At 73.3% G+C, this 25,691-nt stretch carries 21 protein-coding genes; 8 read left to right on the forward strand and 13 right to left on the reverse strand.

Annotation, left to right across the window (positions count from 1 at the left end; translation table 11 throughout):
- Positions 1-109: 109 nt before the first annotated feature.
- The 5 genes from K2F47_RS31035 to K2F47_RS31055 all read right to left on the reverse strand — a co-directional run bounded on the left by K2F47_RS31035 (position 110) and on the right by K2F47_RS31055 (position 5,587).
- Positions 110-1,717: an FAD-binding oxidoreductase gene (locus K2F47_RS31035; RefSeq protein ID WP_242909443.1), complete on the reverse strand. Its 1,608-nt coding sequence runs from the start codon at positions 1,715-1,717 to the stop codon at positions 110-112.
- 100 nt (positions 1,718-1,817) lie between these two features.
- Entirely contained in the window at positions 1,818-3,260 is a 1,443-nt protein-coding gene (locus K2F47_RS31040) for a ferritin-like domain-containing protein (RefSeq protein WP_242909445.1), read from the reverse strand.
- On the reverse strand, positions 3,257-4,057 hold the full coding sequence (locus tag K2F47_RS31045) for an HvfC/BufC N-terminal domain-containing protein (RefSeq protein ID WP_242909446.1): 801 nt from the start codon (positions 4,055-4,057) through the stop codon (positions 3,257-3,259). The genes K2F47_RS31040 and K2F47_RS31045 overlap by 4 nt, the downstream gene beginning before the upstream one ends.
- Entirely contained in the window at positions 4,050-4,916 is an 867-nt protein-coding gene (gene bufB, locus K2F47_RS31050; protein ID WP_242909448.1) for an MNIO family bufferin maturase, read from the reverse strand. Before bufB ends, K2F47_RS31045 begins: the two co-directional genes overlap by 8 nt.
- Complete coding sequence (locus K2F47_RS31055) at positions 4,913-5,587, reverse strand: hypothetical protein (RefSeq protein ID WP_242909450.1); 675 nt, start codon at positions 5,585-5,587, stop codon at positions 4,913-4,915. The genes bufB and K2F47_RS31055 overlap by 4 nt, the downstream gene beginning before the upstream one ends.
- A 241-nt stretch (positions 5,588-5,828) precedes the next feature.
- Between K2F47_RS31055 and K2F47_RS31060 the strand changes: the two genes are divergently transcribed.
- On the forward strand, positions 5,829-6,494 hold the full coding sequence (locus K2F47_RS31060) for a S1 family peptidase (RefSeq protein ID WP_242909452.1): 666 nt from the start codon (positions 5,829-5,831) through the stop codon (positions 6,492-6,494).
- A gap of 3 nt (positions 6,495-6,497) precedes the next feature.
- Here the strand turns inward: K2F47_RS31060 and K2F47_RS31065 are convergent, their stop codons facing one another.
- The 3 genes from K2F47_RS31065 to K2F47_RS31075 all read right to left on the reverse strand — a co-directional run bounded on the left by K2F47_RS31065 (position 6,498) and on the right by K2F47_RS31075 (position 12,178).
- On the reverse strand, positions 6,498-7,886 hold the full coding sequence (locus K2F47_RS31065; RefSeq protein WP_242909454.1) for a UDP-N-acetylmuramoyl-tripeptide--D-alanyl-D-alanine ligase: 1,389 nt from the start codon (positions 7,884-7,886) through the stop codon (positions 6,498-6,500).
- A 292-nt stretch (positions 7,887-8,178) separates the two neighbouring features.
- A complete protein-coding gene (locus K2F47_RS31070; protein ID WP_242909456.1) occupies positions 8,179-9,369 on the reverse strand; it encodes a UDP-N-acetylglucosamine--N-acetylmuramyl-(pentapeptide) pyrophosphoryl-undecaprenol N-acetylglucosamine transferase in 1,191 nt (396 codons plus the stop codon).
- A gap of 28 nt (positions 9,370-9,397) precedes the next feature.
- Positions 9,398-12,178, reverse strand: a complete 2,781-nt coding sequence (locus K2F47_RS31075; RefSeq protein ID WP_242909458.1) for an AAA family ATPase — start codon at positions 12,176-12,178, stop codon at positions 9,398-9,400.
- A gap of 199 nt (positions 12,179-12,377) precedes the next feature.
- Between K2F47_RS31075 and K2F47_RS31080 the strand changes: the two genes are divergently transcribed.
- Positions 12,378-13,664 carry a sensor histidine kinase gene (locus K2F47_RS31080; RefSeq protein ID WP_242909460.1) on the forward strand — a complete coding sequence of 429 codons (1,287 nt, stop codon included), beginning with the start codon at positions 12,378-12,380 and terminating at the stop codon, positions 13,662-13,664.
- Positions 13,633-14,319, forward strand: coding sequence for a response regulator (locus tag K2F47_RS31085; protein ID WP_242909461.1), 687 nt, complete (start codon positions 13,633-13,635; stop codon positions 14,317-14,319). The genes K2F47_RS31080 and K2F47_RS31085 overlap by 32 nt, the downstream gene beginning before the upstream one ends.
- Here K2F47_RS31085 and K2F47_RS31090 read toward each other — a convergent pair.
- Positions 14,280-15,491, reverse strand: coding sequence for a low temperature requirement protein A (locus tag K2F47_RS31090; protein ID WP_242909462.1), 1,212 nt, complete (start codon positions 15,489-15,491; stop codon positions 14,280-14,282). The genes K2F47_RS31085 and K2F47_RS31090 overlap by 40 nt on opposite strands.
- Positions 15,492-15,640: 149 nt before the next feature.
- Here K2F47_RS31090 and K2F47_RS31095 point away from each other — a divergent pair, with 149 nt between their 5' ends.
- A complete protein-coding gene (locus tag K2F47_RS31095) occupies positions 15,641-16,660 on the forward strand; it encodes a hypothetical protein (RefSeq protein ID WP_242909463.1) in 1,020 nt (339 codons plus the stop codon).
- A gap of 379 nt (positions 16,661-17,039) precedes the next feature.
- A complete protein-coding gene (locus tag K2F47_RS31100; protein WP_242909464.1) occupies positions 17,040-18,626 on the forward strand; it encodes a glycosyltransferase family protein in 1,587 nt (528 codons plus the stop codon).
- 7 nt (positions 18,627-18,633) lie between these two features.
- On the opposite strand, the gene K2F47_RS31105 is transcribed toward K2F47_RS31100, so the two are convergent.
- The gene (locus tag K2F47_RS31105) at positions 18,634-18,873 is read right to left on the reverse strand and encodes a three-helix bundle dimerization domain-containing protein (RefSeq protein ID WP_372490945.1); all 240 of its coding nucleotides are present in this window, start codon (positions 18,871-18,873) and stop codon (positions 18,634-18,636) included.
- A gap of 413 nt (positions 18,874-19,286) precedes the next feature.
- Between K2F47_RS31105 and K2F47_RS31110 the strand changes: the two genes are divergently transcribed.
- Positions 19,287-20,072 carry a VOC family protein gene (locus K2F47_RS31110; protein ID WP_242909466.1) on the forward strand — a complete coding sequence of 262 codons (786 nt, stop codon included), beginning with the start codon at positions 19,287-19,289 and terminating at the stop codon, positions 20,070-20,072.
- On the opposite strand, the gene K2F47_RS31115 is transcribed toward K2F47_RS31110, so the two are convergent.
- Positions 20,069-21,295: a metal-dependent hydrolase family protein gene (locus K2F47_RS31115; RefSeq protein ID WP_242909467.1), complete on the reverse strand. Its 1,227-nt coding sequence runs from the start codon at positions 21,293-21,295 to the stop codon at positions 20,069-20,071. The genes K2F47_RS31110 and K2F47_RS31115 overlap by 4 nt on opposite strands.
- A gap of 60 nt (positions 21,296-21,355) precedes the next feature.
- The gene (locus K2F47_RS31120) at positions 21,356-22,267 is read right to left on the reverse strand and encodes an MBL fold metallo-hydrolase (protein WP_242909468.1); all 912 of its coding nucleotides are present in this window, start codon (positions 22,265-22,267) and stop codon (positions 21,356-21,358) included.
- A gap of 57 nt (positions 22,268-22,324) precedes the next feature.
- Between K2F47_RS31120 and K2F47_RS31125 the strand changes: the two genes are divergently transcribed.
- Both K2F47_RS31125 and K2F47_RS31130 read left to right on the forward strand, forming a co-directional pair.
- Positions 22,325-23,047 carry a TetR/AcrR family transcriptional regulator gene (locus K2F47_RS31125; protein ID WP_242909469.1) on the forward strand — a complete coding sequence of 241 codons (723 nt, stop codon included), beginning with the start codon at positions 22,325-22,327 and terminating at the stop codon, positions 23,045-23,047.
- A gap of 123 nt (positions 23,048-23,170) precedes the next feature.
- The gene (locus K2F47_RS31130) at positions 23,171-24,235 is read left to right on the forward strand and encodes a cobalamin-independent methionine synthase II family protein (protein ID WP_242909470.1); all 1,065 of its coding nucleotides are present in this window, start codon (positions 23,171-23,173) and stop codon (positions 24,233-24,235) included.
- A 75-nt stretch (positions 24,236-24,310) separates the two neighbouring features.
- Here K2F47_RS31130 and K2F47_RS31135 read toward each other — a convergent pair whose 3' ends face one another.
- The gene (locus K2F47_RS31135) at positions 24,311-25,618 is read right to left on the reverse strand and encodes a M20 metallopeptidase family protein (RefSeq protein WP_242909471.1); all 1,308 of its coding nucleotides are present in this window, start codon (positions 25,616-25,618) and stop codon (positions 24,311-24,313) included.
- Positions 25,619-25,691 lie beyond the last annotated feature (73 nt).

The following is a 25,691-nucleotide window of genomic DNA, read 5'->3' on the forward strand; positions in this document are numbered from 1 at the left end:
CCAGCCTCCGCTGCGTCCACGGCGCCGTGTAGTCCCACGTTACGCCGCTGCGCGCAAGGCGCAATCGACGCACCACATAGGACACTTTTCGAGCCTCTGCGGTACGCGCTCACGTGGCGCGGACGGACAGCGCGTGGCGGAAGACGTCGTGCGGATCCCATTTCGCCTTGATCTGCTGGAGCCGCGGGTAATTGTCCCGGAAGTACAGGACGTGCCACGGCGCGCCGTTGTTCAGGGCCGGGTCCGCGAGGTCGGTGTCGGGGTAGTTGATGAACGCGCCGTCGTCGGCGGCGGGCACGCCGCCGGTGTCCGCGAAGAGGTCGCGGTAGACCTCGCGCGTGAACGCGATGTGCCGGGCGTCGTCGGCGACGTCCTCCCACCCGTTGATGAGGAACACCTTCATGATCGTGTCGCGGTGCGGCGCCGCCGTCGCGTCCGGGCGGGCGGTGTTCACCTGCCCGCCGAAGGTGTAGAGGCTGAGGAACGCGCCCGGGTGGTCGTAGTCGGTCCGGGTCAGGTGGCGGTGCAGGACGTCGATCTGCCGGTCGGTCAGGCGGCGGCGCAGGTAGGCCGACTTCACCTTCAGCCGGTAGAGCGGCCCGGGGTCGCCCGGGGACCCGGCCAGCGCGGCGGCGAGCCAGTCGCGCCCGCGCACCGTCCGGACCGGCGTGACCGGCACGCCCTCGTTGATCGCGGCGATGTGGTCGTCGAGCAGCCGCTCGGCGGCGGGCAGCCCCGACCCGGCGGCGACCTGGCCGATCATGCCGATCGTCCCGAACGCCGCACGGCTCAGCTGGAGTTCGCTGTAGAGGGCGGTCGCCGGAGAGCCCGGGGCGCTGTTGCGCTCCACCCACGTGCCGTGGTTGCGGACGAGCCGCTCGAACCCCGCTTTGTCGATCTTCTTCCAGTCCCAGTCGACGGAGAAGGTCAGCGCCGTCGACGGCGGCGCGGGCAGCAGCCGGGACGGGTCGTCGCCGCGCGCGCCCGGCGTGCGGAACCAGTAGCGGGTGACGATGCCGAACGTGCCGCCCCCGCCGCCGGTGTGCGCCCACCACAGGTCCCGGTTCGGGTCGGACGCGTCGGCCGTCGCGACGACGCCGCGGGCCCGCCCGTCCCGGCCCACGACCACCACCTCGACGCCGTGGAGGTGGTCGACGGCCAGGCCCAGCATGCGCGACAGGGGTCCGAAGCCGCCGCCCGGCACGTGCCCGCCCGCGCCGACCGTCGGGCACCACCCGGCGGGAATCGTGACGCCCCACCCCAGGTAGAGCCTGCGGTACACGTCGCCGAGCAGGGCGCCCGCCTCCACGGCGAAGGCGCGGCGGGAGGCGTCGTAGTAGACGCCGGTCATGGCGGAGGTGTCCACGACGACCTGGACGGCGGGATCGCCGACGAACCCCTCGAAACCGTGGCCACCGCTGCGGACCGTCACCCGCTTCCCGGTGTCGACGGCCTTCTGCACCGCCCGGACGACGTCCTCGGTCGTCCCGACCACCCAGACGTGCTCGGGGTCGCCGACGAACCGCCGGTTGTAGCCGCGCCCGGCGAGGGACGGGTAGCGCGGGTCACCGCGTCCGACCTCGGACGCCGGAGGCGGCGGTGACGTGAAGGGCGCGGCGGCCTCCGCCGGGGCGGTCCCCAGGGCGGGCGCCGCGATTCCCGCCGCCGTCGCGGCCAGCCCGCCCCACAGGACGTTCCTCCTGGTGTGCTCGGTCATTCAGGCTCCTCGATCGCGAATGACCAACAACGTAGGGAGGGCGCGGAACGCGGTCACGGGGCCTGGCACCACCTCGACGGTGGACTCAGGCCCCCGGATGTCAGATGTCCATGAGCAGCCCGATCTGCCGTTCGACGCCGTCCGGGCCGCCGAGAATCGGGAAGTGCTCGATGGCGTCCGCGCACAGGTCGACGAGCTGCTGCTTCTTGGTGCGCCCGAACTCGTCCGCGTCGAAGTCGTAGAACTCGAACGAGGGCGCGGCGTGCTCGCCCTTGTGCCCGCCGTCCAGGATCGGCGTCGTGACCAGCGCCTGCGCGAGGGGGTAGAGGATGCCCTGCATCGCGGCGACGTCGTTGCGTTCGAGCCCGTACCGGTGGCTGAACATCTCCTCGCGGCCGGTGCCCGGGAACTTCCTGGTCTTCACGTCGTCGGTGGAATGCGCGTAGGTCTCGTCCAGCAGGCACAGCGTGTAGCAGTAGGCGGCGTTGAACAGCGTCATCAGGCTCTGGACGCCCGGCTGGCCGTCGAAGTCCTCGACGCGCGGGTCGGCGACGACCGGGTAGGTCGCCTCCGGGTCGTCGATGCCGATCTCGTGGTCGCGTCCGCCGTCGACCGCGCCGATGCCCTCGATGCCGTCCTGGATGCGGACGAACTTCTCGTAGTGGGTGTAGTCCTCGACGCCGGGCCTGACCTCGATCGTCTTGTGGTCGGTGATCGTGCCCTCGCCCTGCTCGATGATGATCCGCAGCGCCTGCCGGGCGGTGGCGAGGTTGTGGACGCGGATCGGCTTGCCGTTGCCGAACTCGTTCCAGAACCCGCGCTTGTACTGCTTGCGCACGTCGTCGACCGCCCACTCGATCTCGTCCTCCAGATCGATGAAGCCCTGTTCGATCGCGCGGTAGAACTCGCCGAGGCTCCGGTACTGGCCGATGTCCTCCGGGTGCCGCGCGAACGCGGTCGCGCCGAGGTCGATGTCGTCGGGCATCTCGACCCGGCGGAACGTGCCGACCTGGTCCCTGGACAGGCGCTCCAGGGTGAGGACGATCTCCGGGCCGTCCGGGTCCTCGGGGTTGTAGCGGTTCAGCATCGTGCTCGGGTAGGACGGGATGAAGTCCTCGTCGTAGAAGGAGATGTCGTCGCCGTACCCGATGGCGACCATCAGGTTGCGCACCAGCGACAGGTGCAGCATCTCCTCGATCGAGATCCCGATCAGCGAGCGCAGCACGCCGCGCGGCGCGGCCCACTGCGAGTGCCCGCGCGTCCTGATCGAGTACGCGGCGAACAGGTACATCGGGATCGTGGACAGCTCCACCTGCGCGGCGACGTACAGGTGGTCGGCCAGGTCGCCCACGGTCTTGATGCCGGCCGCCGGGTCGAGCTGCCGGATCGGCCGCGTCCGCACCAGCCGGTCGCCCGCCTTCCGCGCGTCCTTCCTCGTCTTGGCCGCCGTGGCCCGTGCCTTCGCCTTCGTCTTCGTCTGCGTCCTGGACTGTGTCTTGGAGGCGGTCTTGCCGGACTTCGTCCTGGTCGTGGCGGTGGTCATCGTGTCGCCCTCTCTTTCGGGTGTTCCGGTACGCGGTACGCGCGGGTGAAGTAGCCGAGTGCGGCCCAGCGGCGGAGCGCGTCCGGGGCCGGGCCCGCGAGGGCTTCGCCCACCGTCGCGCCCCCGGCCAGCGCCCGCAGCGCCCGGTGCGCGGCGGGGTCGAGTTCGCGCATCACGACCCGGTAGTCGCGGCGGCTGACCGCCAGCGCCACCGGACGCGGCGCGGGCGGCTCGGGGTCCTCGCCGCGCCGGACGGCCGCCAGGTACTCGTTGACGGGGAAGGCGAAGACCGGCAGCCGCAGGCACGGCGCCGGCTCCAGGCGCAGGTCGGGGGTCGGCGGGAGGTCGTCCGGGTGCAGGACGGGGCCGTCCTCGGTGCCGGGGCCCTCGACGACCTCCGTGATGATCCGCTCCAGCCGGGCCATGTCGATGATGAGGTCGGGCCAGCGCTCGCGGTGCGCCGCGTCGTCCGGCCGGGTCGCCGCGAGGTGGTCGGCGAACTCCTCGTCCAGGCGGGTGAGCGTGTACGCCTGGGACGGCCGCGCGTCCAGGTAGTCGAGGGCGAACCGGTCGAACATGTCCTCGCCGAGCAGCCGGGTCAGCCCGGGGTGCAGGCCGCGCATGTTCTCCAGCAGCCGGAGCCGGTAGCCGCGCCAGTAGATCCCGAGCCGCTGCCGCGCGGTGAGCGCGGAGGATGTCGTGAGCAGTTCCTCGACGCCGTCGGCCGTGTCGTCGCCGAGAATGGCGGCCTGCATCCACCGCTGGATTCCGGCCAGTTCCGCCGCCGGTTCAGGCATCCGGGGCACCCTGAAGGGCCGAGACCGGGTCGCGTCCGGCGGCGGCGAGCCTCGCCTTGTCGAGTTCGGCCTCCAGGACGGGGAATTCCGGGAGCCGGTCGTCCCATTCGAGCAGCGTGGGAATCGGCCCGGCGCGTTCGGTGACGAGCCGGTAGAGGTCCCAGACGGCGTCGGTGACCGGACGGTCGTGGGTGTCGATGAGGTGGGTCCCGTGATCGGCGTGCCCGGCCAGATGGATCTGCTCGACGCGCTCCAGCGGCAGCGCGTCGAGATAGTCGACCGGGTCGAAGTCGTGGTTGGTCGCCGAGACGTAGACGTTGTTGACGTCCAGCAGCAGCCCGCAGCCGGCGTCCTCGGCCAGCCGGGTCATGAACTCCTGCTCGGGCATCGTCGAGGCGGTGAACCCGACATAGGTGCTCGGGTTCTCCAGCACCAGCCTGCGTTCCAGGACGTCCTGCGCGATCCGGACGCGTTGCACCACGTGCGCCAGCGCCGCCTCGGTGAAGGGGAGCGGGAGCAGGTCGTGGGTGTTGCGGCCCATGACCCCCGTCCAGCAGACGTGGTCGGAGACGAGCGGCGCCCGCACCGCCGCGGCCAGGTCGCGCAGCCGCGCCAGGTAGCCGAGGTCGAGCGGGTCGGTGCCGCCGATCGACAGCGAGACCCCGTGCAGCGCGATCGGGTAGTGCTCGGCGATCGCCTCCAGGGCGCGGCGGCGGCCGCCCGCGCAGTCCATGAAGTTCTCCGAGATCACCTCGAAGAAGCCGACGTCCGGCCGGTGCCGCCGGACGTGGTCCATGTGCGGCCCGCGCAGCCCGATCCCGAACCCCAACGTGTTCGTGGCAGCGTCGGCCCAGGTCACCGGGCCTTCCTCGGCGCGGCCCTCCGGGTCTTGGCGGTGCTCTTGCGGCGCGCGCCGTCGCCCGCCGCGCGCTTGCGCGCCCCGTCCCCGGACGCGGCGCCGCGCCGCCCCACCGGGCCCACCAGGTCCTGGCCGTCGTCGACGTCGTACTCGGGCAGCAGGTCGTCGGGAATCCCGTCGCCCGGGGACGGGCCGAAGGCGAGCCCCGACCGGTACATGCGGTCCTCCATGAGCCGCCGGGCCTGCATCCACACGCTCCGGCCCTTCATCGGCCCGGCGCTGAACACGCGGCTGACGTTGAGCGGGCTCGCGCAGCTCCCGTTGAACCGGCACGACTGCTCCCCGGGCCGCCACTGCTGCTCGTCGCTTCCGGCGTAGCCGCAGCCGCCCTGCCCGCGGCACTGCCCCTCGCCGTGGCAGACATGGCGGACGGTCGCGCAGTTCCCGGTTCCCGCCATCACGGCCCCGCCGTCGATGTCGAAGGCGTTGCAGGCGTTCAGGCCCATGCACACGTGCTGTTCCAGTCCCTCGGCGGGCGCGCCGCAACTCGCGCCCCCGAAACTGCGCCCGCTGGCGTCGTAGTGCTGCTCGACCGCGTAGTCCTGCGACGACAGCACCTCCGGGCCCGCCGCCCGGTCGTGCCCGTTGTGCTCGCGCCTCACCTTTGCCATGCCGTCCCCAAATTCAGCGAATTGCCGGTCCACCTGCGTCTTCACCCGGGACGAAGATCAGTAAGCGCGCGGCTCGACTTATTACGACACGCGGAATCGACATGCGCCGCCGTTGACCGAAAATTGACGATCACCTGATTTTGATACAAGGCGGCAGCCAACCTTGGCAGTTCCTCCCCTTGCCGGGGGCCGCGCCTTTTCCGCACTATTCCGGAAGAACAGCCCCCCGGTAGGAGGCCCCGTGAGAGCCCGCATTTCTGTGATCTTCGCGTGTGTCGCGACCGCCCTGAGCCTGCTCGTCCCCGGCACGGCCGCCGGCGCGACCACCGCCCCGCCGCCGCCGGAGGGCGGGCGGGCGATCTTCGGGAGCAACGGCGCGCGCTGCGTGATCGGGTTCAACGTGGTCAGGAACGGCAGCTACTACTTCCTCACCGCGGGCGGCTGCGCGCAGGGCGGCCTGCACATCTACGCCGACGAGGCCCGGACCGTCCCGCTCGGCACGGTCGCCCAGGTCATGGGCGGCGGCTTCAAGGTCGCGCTCGCCCAGTACGTGGACCCGAAGAAGCAGCAGCCCGGCACCGTCCACACCTATCCCGGCTCACTGGAGATCACGTCGGCGGGGATGCCGTCCGTCGGCCAGCGGGTCTGCCGCAGCGGCCCGGTGAGCCACGTGGTCTGCGGGTCCGTCACGGCGGTCAACCAGACCATCAACCTCCCGGACGGAGTGATCAACGGCGTCTCGCGGACGAGCATCTGCGCGAGCGAGCTCCCGGGCGCGCCCTACTTCACCGACGGCAGAGCGGTCGGGATGGAGATCGGGACCTCCGGTGGCTGCGTCGGCGGCACCTCGTCCTACTTCCAGCCGATCAGCCCGGTCCTCAGCGCCTTCGGAGTCGCCGTCTACTGACGATCAGGGGCGCGGGTCCCGCAGCGCCGTCGCGACCGCGGACAGGCCCACCTCGTCCGACGCCTTCACCAGCACGAGGTCGGACGGCCGCAGCAGCACGCGCAGCAGGTGCACCACGTCCCGGCGGCGCGGCAGCGCGTGGGTGACCACGCCCGCCCGGCGGGCGGCCTCGGACAGGGCCTCGGGCCCCTCCCCCGACCCGACCACGACGAGGATCGCGACGCCCAGTTCGGCGGCGAGCCTGCCGACGGCGGCGTGCTCCCGTGCCGTCTCCCCGGCCTGCCCGGTCATCTCGCCGAGGACGGCGATCGTCCGGCGTCCGGCCGACATCGTCGCCAGCGTGCGCAGCGCGGCGCGCATGGAGACGGGGTTGGCGTGGCAGGCGTCGTCGATGACCGTGACGCCGTCGTCCCGCTCGACCAGTTGGAACCGGTTCGGCGAGCGCGGCGCGGCGCTGCTCAGCCGCGCCGCGATCCGCCGGGTCGTGACGCCGAGGACGTCGGCGACGCTCGCGGCGGCCAGCGCGTTGCCGACCTGGTGCTCGCCGGGCAGCCCCAGCCGCACGACCGCCGCGCCGGACGGCGTGTGCAGGATGAACGACGCGTGCCCGGCGCCGTCGACCGTGACGCCGACCGCCCGGACGGCCGCGCCGGCGTCCGTCCCGTAGGTGACGACGCCCGCCGACGTCGCGCCCTCCATGGACGCCACGGCCGCGTCGTCGGCGTTGAGGAACGCGAGGCCGCCCTCCCCCGCCGGGGGCAGCGCCCGCACCAGCTCGGTCTTCGCCCGCGCGACGCCGACGATCCCGCCGAGCGTGAGCAGGTGCGCGGGCCCGACGTTCAGCACCAGCCCGAACTGGGGGCGCGCCACCCACGCGAGATGGGTGATGTCGCCCGGACGCGCCGCCCCCATCTCCAGGACGAGGTAGCGCGTCCACCGGTCGGCGCGCAGCACCGTCAGCGGCAGCCCGACCTCGTCGTCCCGCGAGCCGGTGCTGGCCACCGTCGGCGCCTCGCGTTCGAGGATCTGGGCGAGCAGGTCCTTGGTCGTGGTCTTGCCGACCGACCCCGTGACGCCGATGACGACCAGGTCCAGCATGTCCCGGACGAACATGGCGAGGTCGGTCAGCGCGGAGACGACCTCGTCGACGACGACGCACGGCCCGTCGACGGCGCGGGTGCCGAGCACCGCGCACGCGCCGAAGGCGTAGGCGCGCTCGGCGAGGTCGTGCCCGTCTCCCCGCCGCCCGGCGAGGGCCACGAACAGCGCGCCGGCGGTGGCGTCCCGCGGGTCGGCGACGACGGGCCCGGTGACGGTGGGCCCGGGCGCCGGGGCGCCGTGCACCGTTCCGCCGACCGCCAGCGCGATCTCGTGCAGGGTCAGCGGGATCACGGGACGGGCCGCGCCGTCCGGCGGGGCCCACCGGCCCCGCCCACGGCGGTCTCGACGACCGCCGTGGGCGGTTCCGGCCTCCAGGTACCGTCCCGATCGCCCCCGACGACGGGACGGTACTCCCCCCTCAGGAGTCCAGTGATCGCCTGCATGGTCTCCCGTCCGGCTTCGCCGCCACCCGTCTGCGCCAGATCGTAAAACGGGGTAAACACACCGGGATACCGGGCATTCGGCGCGGCCGCACCGGGGGTTCCGGCTCCCCGCACCGGGCATCGGCCGGCCCGATCGCAGCTCATGACGCCGCCGCGCAGAGCGCGAGGACCTCGTTGGTCAGCGCGGCGGCGGCGCCCGGCCGGCCGAGGCGGCGCGCCATCGCCGACATCTCCGAGCGGCGCAGCGGATCGGTCAGCAGCAGCGCCAGCTCCCCGACCAGTCGCGCGGGCGCCGCCTCCTCCCCGACCAGCACGCGGGCGGCGCCGTGCGCGGCGAGGTGCTCGGCGTTGCGGCGCCGCTCGTCCCCGGCCGGGCGGGCGGGCAGCACGAGCACCGACGGCTTGCCGAGCGCGGTCAGCTCGCCGACCGTCCCGCAGCCGCCGCCCGAGACCACGACATCGGCGAGGGCGAGCAGGTCGGCGAGCTCCTCGCCGACGAACCCGCGCGCGAGATACCGGGGACGCAGGTCGGGCGGCAGCCGCTCGACCGCCGCCGGCACCGGCCCGGCCGGCTCCGCGCCCGCCTGGTGGAACACGTTGGCGTAGCGCAGCAGCTCGGGCAGGGCCGCGGTGACCAGCTCGTTGATGTGGCGCGCGCCCCGGGAGCCGCCGGTGACGTAGACGGTCGGCAGCGAGGGCGTCCAGCCGTCCCAGCCCAGCCGTGCGGGCGCGGCCCGCGCGTCGCCGTCCGCGAGGCCCGGACGCAGCGGGTTGCCGGTCACCACCGCGCGCCCGCGCAGCCGCTCGGGGAGCAGGTCCATGGTCGGCTCGGCGCTGAGCGCGACGCGCGCCGCACCCCGCATCGTGATCCGGTTGGCGAGCTCCACCCGCACCGCCTGCTCGTGGACGAGCAGCGGCCGGTGGCAGAGCCGCGCCGCCAGCCCGACCGGCACCGACGCGTACCCACCGGTGCACAGCACGGCGTGGGGACGAATCCCCCGGACGATGTTGACCGCCTCCCGCACCCCGACCGGCACCCGGCCCACGGCGGACGACAGCCGGGAGAGCCGGTTACTTCCGCGGAACGTTCCGCCGGTGGGGATCGCGGTGAACGGCACGCCCTCCTCCGCCGCGACCTTGGCCTCGACGCCGCGCTCGCCGCCCACCCAGAACGGCTGGAGCTCCAGGCCGTGGGCGCGGAACGCGGTCCGCGCCGCCCGCACGACCGCGACGGCGGGGAACGTGTGGCCGCCGCTGCCGCCGCCGCTGACGACGAGCCGGACCGGGTCGCGCCGGTCGATCAGGGCTTGGGGAACGACGACATGCGTCATGACCGCTCCATGGGACGGAAATCGGGGCTCAGGCGGAGAGGGCGGCGGCGAGCTGGCGGCGCCCGGTGATGCCGAGCTTGCGGTAGGCGCTGGTGAGGTACTGCTCGACGGTGCGCTGGGTCAGCACCATCTCCTCGGCGATCTGGCGGTTGGTGGCGCCGGAGGCGGCGCGGTCGGCGGCGGCGCGCTCCTGCGCGGTGAGCGCGCTGACGCCGCTGAGCCGCCCGAGGTCGGGCTTGCCGCCCGCACGGCGCAGGTGGCGGGCCGCGCGCAGCCAGAGCGGCCGCGCGCCGATCTCGTGGGCCAGCGCGAACCCGTCCTGGAGGCGCTCGTGGGCCCGCTCGGTGTCGCCGCCGCGCAGCAGGACGGCGCCGAGGTCGATCAGCGCCGCCGCGCGGTGCAGCCCGGCGTCCTCCAGCGGGTCGAGGACGGCGACGGCCTCGCGCGCCGCGTCGGGGTCCGCGTTGACCACGGCGGACGCGGCGAGCGCGGCGCTCAACGGACGCGGCGCGCCCCACCGGCGGGCCAGCGCGAGCTCCTCCGCGGCCAGCGACGCCGCCGCCCGCGTGTCGCCGAGCACGGCGGCGCACCGCGCGGCCCCCGACCGCCACGCCGACAGCGCCGGGTTGGCGATGCCGAGCGGGCGCAGCGTCTCGCCCGTCTCCAGGAACGCCTCCAGCGCGTCCTCGTGCTGGTCGCGGGCCATCGCCAGCGACGCCCTCGCGAACGCGAACACGGCGGCGGCCCAGGCGGGCGACGCGTGCGACAGCGCGGCGCGGTCGCGGAGCAGCTGGTCGGCCGCGTCCAGATCGCCGAGGTCGGTCAGGACGCGCGTCAGCCGCGCCGCCGCGGCCGTGCCGACGTCGAACGGGGCCTCCAGCGCCGCGTCGAGCTCCGCCCGCGCCTCGCGGAGCGCGCCGCGGCCGTGCAGGACGCATCCGCGCGCGTAGGCGATGAGCGCCGCGCCGCCCGGCACGGTCTGGCAGCGCGTGGAGTGGCCGCCGCTCTCGTCCGGATCCCAGGCCGTGCCGTCCTGGTCGGCGCTGAGCAGGACGCAATGCGCCAGCATCCCGAGCCGCGCCTCCCACGTCCGGTGCGGGTCGATGGCCCGCATCGCGGCCTTTGCGCGCCGCACGCTCGCCGCGCGCTCGCGGCCGTGCCGGGTGTCGGTCCACGCGTCGGCGATGCCGGTCAGTGCGCTCAGCCGGGCGTCGCCTGCGGCCAGTTCCGCGAGGTCCGGGAGCCGCCGCTCGACGAACTCGTCGGCGTCTGCGGACGCCGCGTACGCGACGAACGCGCCCAGCTCCACCTCGACCGCCACCTCGCCGCGCTCGGGCGGCACCAGCGACCGCACCTCCTCGACGACCTTCAGCGCCGTGTTCAGCGGACGCCCGGCACACGCGTGCAGGCGGGCCAGCTCGGCGCCGATCCGGGCCCGCAGGGACGGCTCGTCCGCCAGCCCGAGCGCCTCCAGCAGCGTCCGCTCCCCGCCGGGGACGCCCGCGCCGATCTCCGCCGCGCCGATGTCGGCCAGTAACTCCGCGCGGACGGATTCGCTCATCGGCTCGGCGAGCGCGCGGCGCAGGTAGCCGAGCGCGCGCTGCGGCAGGCCGCCGTCCAGCGCGTTCGCGGCGGCGGCGCGGAGCGTGTCGAGCGCCCACGGCTCGCCGAGCATCTCGACGGCCATCAGGTGGTCGGCGGCCCGCTCCGGCTCGGCGTGGTGGTCGCGGACCATGCGGGCCGCGCGCAGCCGCTGCGAGGTCCGCAGGCCGGTGGAGATCTGCGCGTCCACGGCCGCCCGCACCAGCGGATGGACGTAGCGCAGCGGCGTGCTGTCGGACAGGATGCCGAGCTCGATCAGCCGGTCGAGCGCGGCGGCGGCCTCGTCCAGCTCCAGGCCCGCGAGCTTGGCGACCAGCACCGGCTCGCTGTCGTCGCCGAGCACGACCACCGCCTGCGCGACGGCCAGCGCCTCCGGCCCGCCCCGCATGATCCACGGCAGCATCCGGCGGCCCGCCATCACGCCCATGCTCTCGATCGAGCCCGCCGACGCCCGCACCGGCGGGACGGACCGCACCGCGAGCGCGGGCAGCAGCGAGGCCAGCAGCGCCGCGTTGCCGCGCGTCGCGCGGTGACACCGCTCGGCGAACGCCTCGTCGGGGCGGGCCCCCATGACATCGGTGATCCACTGCCTGACCTGCGCGGGCGTCAGCGGCCGCAGCACCCGCCGCTCACTCGCCGCGACCAACTCGTCCAGCAGCAGCCGCCGCTCGCCGCTCTCGCCCGGCGAGCGGGCGAGCACGATCGCGAGCGGCCGGTCGACGCTGCGGTGCGCGAGGTGGGCGAGCCAGCGCAGCGTCAGCGCGTCGCACCACTGCGCGTCGTCCAGCGTGATCAGCGTCGGGCCGCCGCGGGTGACCCCGCACAGGTGGGCCGACACCCGCTCGAACACCTCGAACGGCGAGGCGTCCCCGCCGCGCGCGGCGAGCGCGGTGGCGGGCCGCCCGTCCGGCGGCGCGGGCAGCCCGGCGAGGATCTGCCGCAGCACGCCGAAGTCGTTGGCGGTCTCCAGGATCGTGGCGCGTCCGGCCAGCAGCGTCCAGCCGCGCCGCCGGGCGTCGTCGCGGACGGCGGCGAGCAGCGCGCTCCGGCCGGCGCCCGCCGCGCCTTCGAGCGAGAGCATCCGCAGCCCGCGCTCGGCGGCGTCCAGCGCGGAGGTGAGGGCAGCCGTCTCGGACTCCCGCCCGTACAGCCTCCCGCCAGGGCGGACGCCCGGCCCGCCGTCGATGTCCGGTTCACATGTCTTCATGATCACCCGCCCTGCACGCGAATGCGGGTGGCGTCTCCCCGTTCATGACATGAACGGTATGAGCGCGGCAGGTCGTTTTTCTTCGGCCGCGCAGAGGATGTTGGGCCCCTCCCGACGCGGTTCGAAAAGAGGAGGAGCCGCCCTCCCTCCCACGAAAGGACTAGAGCGCGACCACCGGAGCCGGCGCTACCGTCGAGCCATGGGCCTCTTCGACGCGATCGTGCGGCGCCGCCTCCCGCCCATGGCCGTCGACGTTCCGCTGGCCGTGATGATCCTGGTGGGCAGCGTCGTCACCGTCACCGGGAAGGCGCCCGGCAAGGAGGAGTTACGGCCGCTGGACGTGTGGGCGGTGCTGCTCCTGCTGGCGACCGCGGCGCCGATGGCCGTCCACCGCCTCCGCCCGGTGCCGGTGGTGGTCACGATGTGCGTCGCGACCCTGGTCTTGCAGGGCTGCGACTACATCTACCCGATGATGGGCCCGTGGGGCGGCCCCGCCGTCGGCGCGCCCTACGTGGGGATCACGATCGCGGTGTTCCTGACCGTGCTGCGCGCGCCCGGGGCGACGTGGTTCCTCCTCGTCCTGTCCGTGGCGGTCGTCGTCACCGAGGCGCTGCTCACCCGCGCCTACTGGGTCGGGACCGCGTCCGCGGCGGCGGTGCTGATCCTCGGCGCCTGGACGGTCGGGACGCTGTTCGTCGCGCGCCGCCTCGTCGGGCAGGAGGCGGTGCGGCGCGCCGCGGCCGTCGCCCGCGAGCAGACGGCGGTCGCCCGCGAGGCCGTCGCGCACGAGCGGACGCGCATCGCCCGCGAGCTGCACGACATCGTCGCCCACAACGTCAGTCTGATGGTGGTGCAGACCATCGCCGCCGACCGGATGCAGGAGCGCGACCAGGCCAAGACGCACGAGCTGCACCGCGCGATCGAGGAGACGGGCCGGGCGACGGTCGCCGAGCTGCGGCGGCTGCTCGACGTGCTGCGGACCGACGACGAGGGCGACGCGGACTCCGACCAGTGCCCGCAGCCGCCGCAGCCCACGATCGCGGCCCTGCCCGACCTGGTCGAGTCGATGCGCGCCGCGGGCCTGCGGGTCGAGTACCGGGCGAGCGGCGCCCCCGTCCCGCTGCCCGCCGGGACGGAGCTGGCCGCCTACCGCGTCGTCCAGGAGGCGTTCACCAACACGCTCAAGCACGCCGGGCCCACCGAGTGCCGGCTGACCGTCTCCTGGCTGGAGGCTCCGCGCCGCCTGAACCTGCGAATCTGCGACGACGGGGAGCGCCGCGACGGCGAACCGGTCGCGGCCGACCCGTCCCGGAGAACAGGCCACGGACTCGTCGGGATGGCCGAGCGGATCGCCGCGGTCGGCGGGATACTGGAGACAGGTCCACGCCCCGGAGGCGGGTTCTGCGTGCACGCCACCATCCCCGTGCCCGTGTCCGCCAACGAAGGAACCCCCGATGCCGCCGATCCGTGTTCTGCTGGTCGATGACCAGCCGATGATCCGCACCGGTTTCCGGCTCATCCTGGAGACCGAGCCGGACATCGAAGTGGTCGGCGAGTCCGCGGACGGCATGGCCGCCGTGCGCGACACCGCCGCGCTGCGGCCCGACATCGTCCTGATGGACATCCGCATGCCGAGGCTGGACGGCGTCGAGGCCACCCGGCTCATCGCGGGGTCCGGGCCCACGAGCAGGGTCATCATCCTGACCACCTTCGACCTCGACGCCCACGTCCTGGACGCGCTGCGGGCCGGGGCCAGCGGCTTCCTGGTGAAGGACGGCCCGGCCGACTCCCTCGTCGCCGCGATCAGGACCGTCGCCACCGGCGACGCGATCCTCGCCCCGCGCGTGACCCGCAGGCTCCTGGACCGCTTCGCCCGCATCCCGGAACAGGAGCAGCCCCAGCCGGAGGAGGCGGCGGTCCCCCGGAGCCTGGACGCCCTCACCGCCCGCGAGCTGGACGTCCTGCGCGCGATGGCGAGCGGCCTGTCCAACGCCGAGATCGCCGAGCACCTCACGGTCAGCGAGGCGACGATCAAGACGCACATCGCGAACATCTTCGAGAAGTTCCAGCTCCGCAGCCGCGTCCAGGCGGTGATCCTCGCCTACGACACCGGGCTCGTCGCCCCCCGCGCGGCCCCCTGACCGCCCGTCCCGCGGCGCAGCACGGCGATGTTGGCGGCCAGCGTCAACGCGACCGCGAGCCCCATCCCGAGCACGGCGCCGCCGAGCCCGAACACAGGCGGACTGAAGCCGAGCGCCAGCACCACCAGCGCCCCGCCCGCGACCAGCAGCCCGTGCCCGACCGCGCCGGTCCCGGTCAGCCGGTGCAGGACGCCGAGCACGGCCAGCACGACCACCACCGGGACGGCGACCGCCAGCCCCGCCGCCCGCTCGGTCAGGTGCGCGTGGTGCTCGGTGGTCTCCAGCGCGACCTCCAGCCCCGCGCCGAGCGCGGCCACCGACGCGAACACGAAGTAGTGCCCATATCCCCAGGTCAGCGCCGTCCGCAACGTCGTGAGCCCGGCCTGCGCGCCGGTGAAGTAGATCCACCAGAGCGCGAAGACCAGCAGCAGCCCGCCGATCGCGATCAGCAGCACGGGCGCGGACAGCCCCCGGTCGGTGACCGCCGCCCGCACGGCCGACTGCGTGCCGAGGATGACCTCCCCGAGCACGATGATCGTGAACAGCCCGTAGCGCTCGGCGATGTGGCCGGGATGCCAGTTGGTCGGGTTGCCCCGGAACTCGGCCCACGCGGGGACGGCCAGCTCCGCCACGACCAGCGCGACGAAGGTGACCGGCTCCCACACGCCGGTGGCCCACAACCGCGCGATCCACCCGGCCTGCACGACGGCGACACCGGCCGCGTACCGGAACGCCGCCGCGCGTCCGGCGGGATGCTCGGCGGCGGCGCGCAGCCACTGCGCGATCAGCGCGACGCGCATGATGACGTACCCGACCACGACGAGCTTGAAGTCGCCGTCGAACGCGTCCTCCACTCCAGACGCGAGCACCAGCACCCCGCCCATCTGGACGAGCGTCAGCAGCCGGTAGAACACGTCGTCCGTGTCATAGGAGGACGCGAACCACGTGAAGTTCATCCACGCCCACCAGATCGCGAAGAACACCGCCGCGTACCCCGCCAGCCCCGAGCCGAGGTGGTCCTCGGCCAGGGCGTGGTGGAGCTGGGCCGCGGCCTGCGAGACCGCGACCACGAACGTCAGGTCGAACAGCAGCTCAAGCGGCGTCGAGGCCCGGTGCTCCTCCCCCGGATCGCGCCCGCCCATGACCCGCCGCAGCGGCCCGCCAATGCTCATCCCACTCCTCCGCCGCCGTCCACGCTGGTCAGAGCTACCTAACCACGACGACAGCTCTGGCCGTCCTTCCCAGAAATCCCTCACACACCGTAGATCACTCGTCTACATTCGGTGTCCCACGCCAGGCAGAGCCCGGGGAGGCCGGAGCCATGGACATCTTTCCTCGCAGCACGGATGCTCGAACCATGGAGAGCCGACGAGACATCCTGGCCGCTTCCACCAAGATCGCTGGGGTCGCCCTGGCCGCCCCGCTCCTCAACGCCGTCGCGCCCTACACCCGCCTCTTCGACGAGCGCGGCTCGCTGGCCGAAGAACTCGACCGGATCAGCCGCGAACTCGACTGGATCGCCGTCAACGAGCCGCTCCGCCCTTCGTCCGAGATCCGGGTGGCCATCTACGCCACCTGGGCCAACCTCGTCGGGCTCGGCCAGCACACCAACAGGGCGGTCGCCGCCCTAAAGGCCCGCACCGCAATCAACGCGGGGGCCAACGCGATCACCACCATGGACAGCAAGAACGGCCCGAAGTGGTTCGATACGGCCGGGGTCTATGCCCGCATCGCGGGCGACAACGACCTCATCTCCCTCACCCACTACCACGAGAGCGTGGCGGGCATCTGGTGGCACGCTCCGGACCGCACCGTACGTACCAGCATGTACATCGCGGGCCAGCACGGTAAGTCCGCGCAAAGACTGGGCCCGGTATATGCCCTACGCGCAAGGCTGGCGTCACAGCGCTACGAGTGCCGGGAAGCCGTACAGGCGGTCGAACAGTCGGTGCACCTGGCCGGTGACCCCGAGGCGCCAACGCTGAGCACGTGGACCAAGCCTCAGGCCCACGCGTTCGCCGCGCGTTCTCTCGTGCCCTTCGCACAGCTTCTCGCGGCGGTCGAGGCCCACACGCACGAAGCCCTCAACACGCTTCCCGAGAACGCGCACGTAATACGCTGCCACGCTCGGCTCAACCTGGCCGAGGCCCGGGCCAAGAGCGGGCTCTTGGACGCCGCCGCCGACGAGACACTGAAGGCTCTCGCCACGCTCCCCGACAACCACGGCTACGCCACCCTCATCGACCGGGTCGCCACCCTGTCCCGCGACGTCGACCGGCGCTGGCCCAAGAACTCGGCCTTCGAGCCCGTGCGGGAACTGCTGAAGGCCGAGCCCGTCTAGCGCGACCACGAAACCGACTCGGCGTTCGAGCCGGTGCGGGAGTCGCTGAAGGTCGAGGGCGTGTTGCGCAGCGACCTCAGCCGTCACGCGGGCGCGTAGCTGAGCGGTGGGGCCGACGCCGGAGGCGAGGCCCCACCGCGAAGATCGCGAAGCGATCCGCGCCCGCACAAGATTGGTCAGTGTGCGAGCCGCCAGGCGAGCACGCTGGGCCGAGATTGCAATAAACACAGCTGAGCAGCTGGACCGCCCCGGAGGGGCGCCCGGTAAGTGGTGAGATCGGGTGAAATAGCGGGCGATCAGGGCGCTGGCCTGGGGGAATTCATCCGTTGGACACCGTTTGGACGCCGGGGCGTCGGGTGGATGCGGGGAGATTGCCCACGTGCCCGTGGGCTTGACCGACACCGCGTCCCGGCGGGCGGACCCGCCGGACTCACCGGCCCGCCGCTGGACGGACTCACCCTGGCTCGTGCCGGGGCTCCTCGGGCTGGCCTGGCTCGGGGTGCTGATCGTCAACCTGCGCACGCCGGTGCCGTCCGACCAGCTCAACTACATGCTGGCGGCGGACCGCTTCCCGCGCCGGGTCGAGGCCACCACGGAGATGCACCAGGTGACGCGGTTCGGGCTGATCGTCCCGGTGCGGCTGGCGATCATGGTGTTCGGGTACTCGCAGGCCGCGTACGCGACCGTGCCGATCCTCGCGACGCTGACGCTGCTGCTCGGCACCTACGCGCTCGGAACGCTCCTGTTCGCCCGCTCGGCCGGGGTGGCGGGCGCGCTGATCGTGGTCGCGGCGACGCCGGTCGCCATCGACTCCACCGATCTGCTGCCGGACGTGTTCGCGACCGGTTTGTTCGTGTGCGCGCTGGCGCTCGCGGTGTGGCTGCGGCGGCGTCCGGACGCGCCGGGGCCCGGGGCGCTGCTGGCCGTGGGGGCGCTGCTCGGCTGGTCCTATCTGGCCCGCGAGTTCGTCGTGTTCATGTGGCCGGTCGTCGTGGCCGTGCTGTTCCACCGGACGCGCTGGACCGGCCTGCTGTGGGTCGCGGCCCCGATCGCCGTCATCGGCATCGCCGAGCTGGCGCTGTGCTGGCAGCTCTACGGCGACCCGCTCGCGCGGGCGAAGGCGGTCCTCGGGCACGGGCAGCGGCCGTCCACGCCGAGCATCGCCGCGTCCTACCGCGACAAGCCCCGGATGGCGTACGTGCTGCGGCTGCCGCACACGCTGCGCGACTATCCGGAGGGGCGCCTCCTTGAGCTGATGCTCGGGCTGACGCTGGTGGGCGGGCTGCTGCGGATGCGGCGGATACTCGTCCTGGTGGCGGCCTGCGCGTCGCTGTGGCTGCCGCTGACGCTGCTCGGCGGCGTCCTGGACCCGAGCGCCCCCAAGCTGCGGCTGCAACTGATCCGGTACTGGTTCCCCGTCTTCCCGGCGTTCGTGCTGGGCGGCGTCGGCCTCATCTGGATCGCGACAACCGCCCTGGCCGGACGGACGCGGTGGACGGCGCGGCCGAAGCTGTCGGCCGTGCTGCCCGCCGCCGCCGTCCTGGCCGTCGCCGCGATCACGGTCGGCACCGCCGCGCACTCGTGGTGGGCGGGGCCCGCGACCAGGGCGGGCGGCGGGACGCAGCTGGAGGCCCTGCGGTCCTGGATGCACGGCAACGACCAGGGTCCGAACACGCGGGTGTGGACCGACAAGCACACCCGGAAGGTGCTCGGGGTCTACCAGAACGGCGCGTTCGGCGGGCAGGCGTGGCCGGGGCGGATCCGCTCGGCCCTGCCGGGCGGCGAGCGGCCCCGGCCCGGGGACCTGCTCGTGGTGTTCGACGCCGAGACAGGGCGGGTGTGCGCGCTCTGCCGGGTGTCGGCCCAGACCATGCTGCGCGATCCGGTCTGGGCCGGGCCCGGATGGCGGCCGGTCTACGGGACCACCGACCGCGTGGTCCGCGTCTACCGGCTCGCCCCCGGATAGGGATGGATCAGAGCGTGTCGGCCGGGCCGAGCGAGTCAGCGGCGCCGAGCCGCTCGCGCGCCATGCGCTCGACGAGGATCGGGACGAAGTCGCGGATGGGTCTGTCGTCGAAGCGGTGGAGGACGGCGGTCACCGTCTCGGTGACCTGGTGCTCGCTGTAGCTGTCCCCGAACGACCGCCGCAGGCGGTCGGTCACCTCCTTCAGTGCCTGTGCCTCGCGTACCGCTGGATCGCCCTGCGTGGACAACGCCTGCCCCCTTCGGGTTAGCGATTCATATCCCTGCCCTTTACCGTGACGTGATTATGACCCACGAACAAGCGTCGTACACGGAACATGAAAGCTTTTTCCCGTAGGGTATGCCGATGGTATTGAGCGTGCGCTCAGTACGGGGACGATCAGTAGGACCACGCCAATTCGGCCCGCGTTCGACGCCCGTCACGCGCTGTCACCAGGAATCGTTCACACGCGTCACTCGGGACGACTCGGCGCACCCGGTTCACCAATGACGTAACACCGGCAAGTCGGGCGGGCGACAATACGAGGTATTGGCACGGACTTGAAGAGTCCCCTCACGCCCGCCGCCATTGCGATTGCGGATCCGGCCGTAGCGTGGAGCGCATGTGTACTGCGGTGTCCACGCCCGATCTCCAGGGGCGCCGATGGCCGAGGTGACCCGGTACGGCACCGGGGCGCCCTGCTGGGTCGACCTGGCCAGCCCCGACGTCGCGGCGTCCAAGGAGTTCTACCGCGGGCTGTTCGGATGGTCCTCCTACACGCTCACCGTCGAGGCGTTCGGCGACTACGAGATGTTCACGCTCGGCGGCGTCCAGGGGCCGGAGGTGGCGGCGATGCAGACGCTCCTCGACAGCACCGAGGAGCCGAGCTGGACGTGCTACTTCAGCACCCGCGACGCCGAGGAGGCCTCGCGCGCCGTCGCCGCCGCGGGCGGGCAGGAGCAGGCCGAGCCCTACCCGGTCGCCCACCTCGGACGCATCGCGCAGTTCGCCGACACGCGCGGCGCCGACTTCGGCGTCTGGGAGCCGTATGAGTTCCACGGCGCGGCCCTGTGGGACGAGCCGTCCGCGCTCGCCTGGGTGGAACTCGTCACCCCCGACATCGTGGAGGCCGAGCGCTTCTACGGCGAGGTCTTCGGCTGGACGACGATCGAGCGCCCCTACTACCGCTCCGGCTACTACGTCTGCCACGTGGACGACCGGCCGGTCGCGGGCATGATCCCGATGGACGAGTTCTGGCCCGCCGACCACCCCACGCACTGGATGCCCTACTTCGCCGTCGCCGACTGCGACGCCTCCGCCGAGCGCGCGGTCGAGCTCGGCGCGCGGCTGCGCGTCCCGCCGAGCGACGTCCCGACCGCGCGGTTCGCGGTGATGAACGACCCGGTCGGGGCGCGGCTCGCGATCGTGACCCCGGGGCGTGTGTTCTAGCGGACCCGGCCGTCCTGGACGACGCCGTCCTGAATGACGTGGCGGATGTGGGAGGGGTCGGCGAGGACGTTGATGTCGGCCAGCGGGTCGCCGTCCAGCACGACCAGGTCGGCGAGCGCGCCGTCCCGCAGCGTGCCGATCTCGCCGGTCCTGCGCAGCAGTTCGGCGGCGGTCGACGTCGCCGACCGGATGATGTCGATCGGCTCCTGGACCTTCGCGCGGATCCGGAACTCCTCGTTCTGGTAGCGGTGTGCCGGGCCGAGCAGGTCGGTGCCGAACACGATAGTGACGCCGCCGCGCTGGGCGCGTTCGAGCGCCTCCATCCCGGCCTCCAGCACGCCCGCGGCCTTGCGGCGGCTGACCTCGGGGAGCCCGTAGGCGGCGCCCTCCCGCTCCATCGCCCAGTACGTCGCGAGCGTCGGCACGAGGAACGCGCCGCGTTCGAGGAACAGCTCCACGCTGCGGTCGTCGATGTAGTTGCCGTGCTCGATGCTGCGGACGCCCGCCTCCAGCGCCCGGTTCACCGCACGCGCGGTGTAGGCGTGCGCGGCGACGTACCGGTTGGCCGCCTCCGCCTCGTCCACGATCGCGCGCAGCTCCTCCATCGAGTACTGGGTGGAGTCGATGCGGTCGGTGGGCGAGGCGATCCCCCCGGCGGCGTTGACCTTGATGAGGTCGGCGCCCTTGCGCAGCTCGTCGCGGGCGGCGACGCGGACCCCGTCCACGCCGTCGGCCACCCGGTCGGAGCCGAGGCAGCACTTCAGCTCGGCCGGGGTGTCGTCGCCGCGCACGCGCATGTCGCCGTGGCCGCCGGTCTGGCTCAGCGCGTGCCCGCAGAACGCGAGCCGCGGCCCCCGGATCAGCCCCTCGGCCTGCGCGTCGGCGAGCCCGAAGTCGGCGCCCCCCACGTCCCGGACGGTGGTGAACCCGCGCTCCAGCATCCCCGCCATGATCCGCGCCGCGCGCGCGGCCGTGTAGGACGGCGGCCAGACCGCCATCTCGGCCATGTCCGCCGTCGCGGCCGCGACATGGACGTGCGCGTCGATCAGGCCGGGCAGCACCACCGCGCCGCCGAGCTCCAGCGTCTCGGCATCGGCCGGGGCCCGCAGCCCCGGCCCGCTCTCCGCGATCCGCCCGTCCACCGACAGCAGATCGCCTTCCCGGTACTCCCCCGACTCGACGTCGAGCAGGGACGCGTTCCGCAACACCAGACTCGCCACCATGCACCTCCGCCCCGACCGTACCGACCCGTGACGATCACTGGGAAGGCCGGGTCGCCGGGCTCAGCCGTAGAAGACGCGGACGGCGAGGCCGATCCATTCCCCGTGGTCCCAGGTGTCCCAGCGGGCGCGGGCGTCCGCGCCGATCGTCTCGGCCGCCTCCTCGACGGGGACGCCGCTGGCGCGCAGCCGCGCCGTCTCGGCCCGGACGTGGTCGAGGTAGCCGCGCACGTCCTTGACGATCCCGGCGCCGCCCACCTCGCCGTGGCCGGGGACGACGACCTCGGGGTCGAGCGCGAGGAGGTCGTCGAGCACATCGATCCACCGGCCCGCGTCGACGTCGGTGTCGTGCGGCGGGAAGAACGGCGTGATCGGGAACATGCGGGTCTCCAGCAGGTCGCCGCCGAACAGCGTCCGGCCGTCCACGAGGACGACCTGGTCGCCGACGGTGTGCGCCGGGCCGACCTCGCGCAGCAGGGCGGTCCGCCCGCCGAGGTCGATCTCCGCCTCGCCGGTGTAGACCACGTCCGGGTCGACCAGCCGGACGCCTTCGAGTTCGGCGGCGACCGCCGGGCTCAGTCCCCTGAACATCTCGACATATCCGGCGCCCTTGCGGTGCAGCTCGTCCCGCTGGGCGCGGTTGTAGACGATCGTCGCCTCGCCCTTGAACGCCTGCGCGCCGAACCCGTGCTCGGGGTGGAAATGGGTGAGGGTCAGGTAGAGCGGCCGGTCTTCTGTCAGCCGTTTTGCCTGCTCCAGGACGTACGCGCCGTTGCGCGGGCCGATACCGGTGTCGATGACCAGCGCCGCGTCCGCGCCGAGGACGATCCCGACGTTGGGGACGATCGGCACCCGGCGATCCGCGATCACGAACACCCCGGGCGCGACCTCGACCGGCTCCCCCTGGACGCGGGGCGGCGGCGCCTGCTCGGAAACAGTGGGCGATGGGCACATGGCGAACTCCAATCTGAGCACTGTTCAGATACTACGTCCGAGCGTAGCGCATATCTGAACGGTGTTAAGATCGCGGCCATGGCCAGGGCCCGCTACCACCACGGCGACCTCAGGGGCGCGCTGCTCGACGCCGCCGAGGCGCTCGTCCGCGAGCGCGGACCGGACGGCTGGTCGCTGCGCGAGGCGTCGGCCCGGGTCGGCGTCAGCCCCAGCGCCGCCTACCACCACTTCGACTCGCGCGGCGCGCTCGTCGGCGCCCTCTCCCAGCGCGTCCTCGCGCGGCTCGGCGAACGGCTCGCGCGGGACGCGGACGCCGCGTCCGCCGACCCGCTGGAACGCCTCATCGCCTACGGCCGCGGCTACGTCACCTGGGCCGTGGACGACCCGGCCGTCGCGCGCCTCGCCTTCGGCGCCGGGGGGACGGTCGGCCCGGTCTCGCCGCACCCGCACGACGCGCTCACCGTGGAACTCGACCGGCTGCTGGCCTCCGGCGGCCTCGCGCCCTCGTCGCGTCCCGGCGCCGAGTTCCTCTTCTGGGCCGCCGTCCACGGGCTCGCCACGCTGCTCATGGAGGGTCTCGTCCGGCTGGACGGACGGCGCGCGGTCGAGCTTGAGGCGGAACGGCTCGTGCGGGCCGTCCTCGCGGGGCTGGCCCACGAGGCGCCGCCGCCGGAGGGCGGGTGGCCGGCCGCCGGATCCGCCCACTCCGAGCGGCTCGCGGCGACCAAACCGACAACTCCGGAAAACCACGAAAATTCATCCCAGAAAAGCTGGCGTAATCGCGGCGCCGATGCAGAATGAGACTGGGGATAATTGGCGTTCCCGGACGGCCTTCCAGGCCGCCGGATGACCTGATGCGGCCAGGTAGCCAGAAAATAACGCTGCGTAATTGAAATGGCCGATGCGGTGATCTAGGTTCGCCGTATGGGCATCCCCACCGAACCGATCGGCAGCATTCCCCGTCCCGCCGAGCTGCTGGCCGCCGTCCAGGCGCACGCCGAGGGCGGCCTGAGCGACGCCGAACTGGGCGAGGCCGGCAGCCGGGCCGTCGCCGACACGATCCGGCGGCTGGAGGAGGCCGGCTCGCCGGTCGTCACCGATGGCGAGCAGACCAAGCCGAGCTTCGCCACCTACCCGATCGCGGGCCTGTCCGGGCTCGCCCCCGACGGCGTCGTCATCCCGTTCGCCGACGGCCACACCCGGCAGCTCCCCCAGCTGACGGCGGGTCCGTTCCGCTACGCGGAACGGGCCGAGTCCTACCTGCGCGCCGCGCGGGAGCACGCGACCGTCCCGGTCAAGCAGGCGGTGATCGCGCCGTCCGTGCTGAGCCTGCTCTACCCCGCCGACGGCATCGACGGGTATCCGACCAAGGAGTTCCTCGACGACCTGGCTGCGGAGGCCGAGGCCGACATCCGTGCCTGCCTGGACGCGGGCGCGCACGTCGTCCAGATCGACTTCACCGAGGCGCGGCTCTCGCTGAAGCTCGACCCGAGCGGCGGCCTCCTCGACAACTTCATCGCGCTCAACAACCAGGTGCTGGAGCGGTTCGGCGACGAGGAGCGCGCCCGCATCGGCGTGCACTCCTGCCCGGGCGGCGACCAGGACTCCACGCACAGCCTCGACGTCGACTACGCCGGGCTGCTGCCGAAGCTGTTCCAGCTCAAGGCCGGCAACTTCTACCTCCAGCTCGCCAGCGAACCCGACCCCGACCGGGTGCTGGCGGTCATCGCCGAGCACCTGCCCGCCGAGGCCCGGGTCTTCGTCGGCGTGACCGACCCGATCGACCCGCGCGTCGAGTCGGCGGAGGAGGTGCGCGACCGCGTCCTCGCCGCCGCCCGCCACCTGCCGGCCGACCGCCTCGGCAGCTGCGACGACTGCGGGTTCTCGCCCTTCGCCGACGACACCTCCACCTCCCGCGACATCGCGTTCGCCAAGGTCCGCGCCCGGGTCGAGGGCACGGCGCTCGCGTCCGAGCAGCTCGGGGTCTGACCCGGGGTCTCAAGGGCCATTGCCGTGGTCCCGGCCGGAGCGGCTCCCGGCCGGGACCACGGCGTCAAACCCGCGTCACTTCCGGAGGCGCTCTGCGAGCCAGCCCGACATCGCGCGGACGCCGGCGCCGATCGCCCGCTCGTCCGGGTCGAAGCTGCCGAAGTGCGGGTAGCAGGTCGTGATGCCCGCGCCGGGCCTCCGGACGCCGAGGAAGGTGAACGTGCCGGGCAGGCGGTCGAGGAACAGCGCGAAGTCCTCGCCGTTGAACGGGAACGCGGCGTGCAACTCGGTCGTGGCGTCGGAGCCGAACGTGCCGCGCAGGTAGCCGTTCAGCGCGAGCGCGTCCTTCTCCGGGCAGACCATCGCGGGGAACGGGTCGCCGCCGAAGTCCACCCGCGCGCCCGGGTAGGCCGCGGCGAGACGGCTGATCTGCTCCCTGACCTCCACGTACCGCTCCTCGGGCCAGCAGCGGTACGCCGCCTCCACCGTGACGCGGCCCGCCGCGTCGGGCTCGCCCGCCCGCGCGTTGGTCAGCACGAACCGCGCCAGCGGGCCGTCCGGCGTCTCCAGCTCGTGGACGACCCGCTCGTAGTCCGCCGGCGTCTGCGGCCACGCGACCGTGCTGAGCCCGTTGATCGCGTCGACGAGGCGGGCGGCCTGCTCCGGCGCGTCCGGCCCCGGCAGGACGACGCTCGGACGGTCCAGCCCCGGCAGCCCCACCCCCGGCGTGACCGCGAACCGGCCGACCGGGAACGGGCCGCAGTGCAGCGCGTGGATCTCCTCGGGCCGCGTCCACTCCAGCACCCCGGCGTCGATCATCGCGCGGGCGCCCATCAGGGCCTCCTCGCCCGGCTGGAAGAAGAACACCAGCCTGCCGCTGAGCCGGTCGCGCAGGCGCGCGAGGACCTGCGCGATGCCGACGCCGATCACCGTGTGCAGATCGTGCCCGCAGCAGTGCGCGACCTCCGGACCGCCCTCGATCTGGTCCTGCGGGGGCACCGCGTCCATGTCGGCGCGGTAGGCGACGGTGCGGCCGGGGAGCGCGCCGTCCAGTAGGCCGACGACGCCGGTCCCGCCGACGCCGCGCCGCACCGAGAGCCCGGCGGCGCGGAGCCGGGCCGCCACCAGCGCGGCGGTGCGCCGCTCCTCGCCCGCCGCCTCGGGGTGCCGGTGGATGTCGCGGCGCAACCGGACCAGGTCGCGGTCGAGCCGCGCCGTGACCGCGTCGATCCGCGCCTGCTCGATCGCGTTCGGCCGGACCGCGCTCCGCCCGTCGGCGTGGGCGGGCAGAACGGAGCCGAACGCCGCTCCGACGCCCGCGACGGTGGCGCCGCCGAGCAGGGACCGACGGGTCAGGACGGGCTTCTTGGACTGTGACACCATTCCCCCAGAGATAGTGACGTGTTCGGTAGCCGCCGTTCCGAACGCTAGAAGCCGCCGCGCCGAACCGTCTCCC

This window comes from Actinomadura terrae (assembly GCF_022751215.1).
In the GTDB taxonomy this organism is placed as follows: domain Bacteria; phylum Actinomycetota; class Actinomycetes; order Streptosporangiales; family Streptosporangiaceae; genus Spirillospora; species Spirillospora terrae.

Bases quoted from the DNA above. Each gene is read 5' to 3' on its own strand.
- K2F47_RS31035 (WP_242909443.1), bottom strand. From the start codon at position 1,717: ATGACCGAGCACACCAGGAGGAACGTCCTGTGGGGCGGGCTGGCCGCG.
- K2F47_RS31040 (WP_242909445.1), bottom strand. From the start codon at position 3,260: ATGACCACCGCCACGACCAGGACGAAGTCCGGCAAGACCGCCTCCAAG.
- K2F47_RS31045 (WP_242909446.1), bottom strand. From the start codon at position 4,057: ATGCCTGAACCGGCGGCGGAACTGGCCGGAATCCAGCGGTGGATGCAG.
- K2F47_RS31055 (WP_242909450.1), bottom strand. From the start codon at position 5,587: ATGGCAAAGGTGAGGCGCGAGCACAACGGGCACGACCGGGCGGCGGGC.
- K2F47_RS31070 (WP_242909456.1), bottom strand. From the start codon at position 9,369: ATGACGCATGTCGTCGTTCCCCAAGCCCTGATCGACCGGCGCGACCCG.
- K2F47_RS31075 (WP_242909458.1), bottom strand. From the start codon at position 12,178: ATGAAGACATGTGAACCGGACATCGACGGCGGGCCGGGCGTCCGCCCT.
- K2F47_RS31080 (WP_242909460.1), top strand. From the start codon at position 12,378: ATGGGCCTCTTCGACGCGATCGTGCGGCGCCGCCTCCCGCCCATGGCC.
- K2F47_RS31085 (WP_242909461.1), top strand. From the start codon at position 13,633: ATGCCGCCGATCCGTGTTCTGCTGGTCGATGACCAGCCGATGATCCGC.
- K2F47_RS31090 (WP_242909462.1), bottom strand. From the start codon at position 15,491: ATGAGCATTGGCGGGCCGCTGCGGCGGGTCATGGGCGGGCGCGATCCG.
- K2F47_RS31095 (WP_242909463.1), top strand. From the start codon at position 15,641: ATGGACATCTTTCCTCGCAGCACGGATGCTCGAACCATGGAGAGCCGA.
- K2F47_RS31110 (WP_242909466.1), top strand. From the start codon at position 19,287: ATGGCCGAGGTGACCCGGTACGGCACCGGGGCGCCCTGCTGGGTCGAC.
- K2F47_RS31115 (WP_242909467.1), bottom strand. From the start codon at position 21,295: ATGGTGGCGAGTCTGGTGTTGCGGAACGCGTCCCTGCTCGACGTCGAG.
- K2F47_RS31125 (WP_242909469.1), top strand. From the start codon at position 22,325: ATGGCCAGGGCCCGCTACCACCACGGCGACCTCAGGGGCGCGCTGCTC.
- K2F47_RS31130 (WP_242909470.1), top strand. From the start codon at position 23,171: ATGGGCATCCCCACCGAACCGATCGGCAGCATTCCCCGTCCCGCCGAG.
- K2F47_RS31135 (WP_242909471.1), bottom strand. From the start codon at position 25,618: ATGGTGTCACAGTCCAAGAAGCCCGTCCTGACCCGTCGGTCCCTGCTC.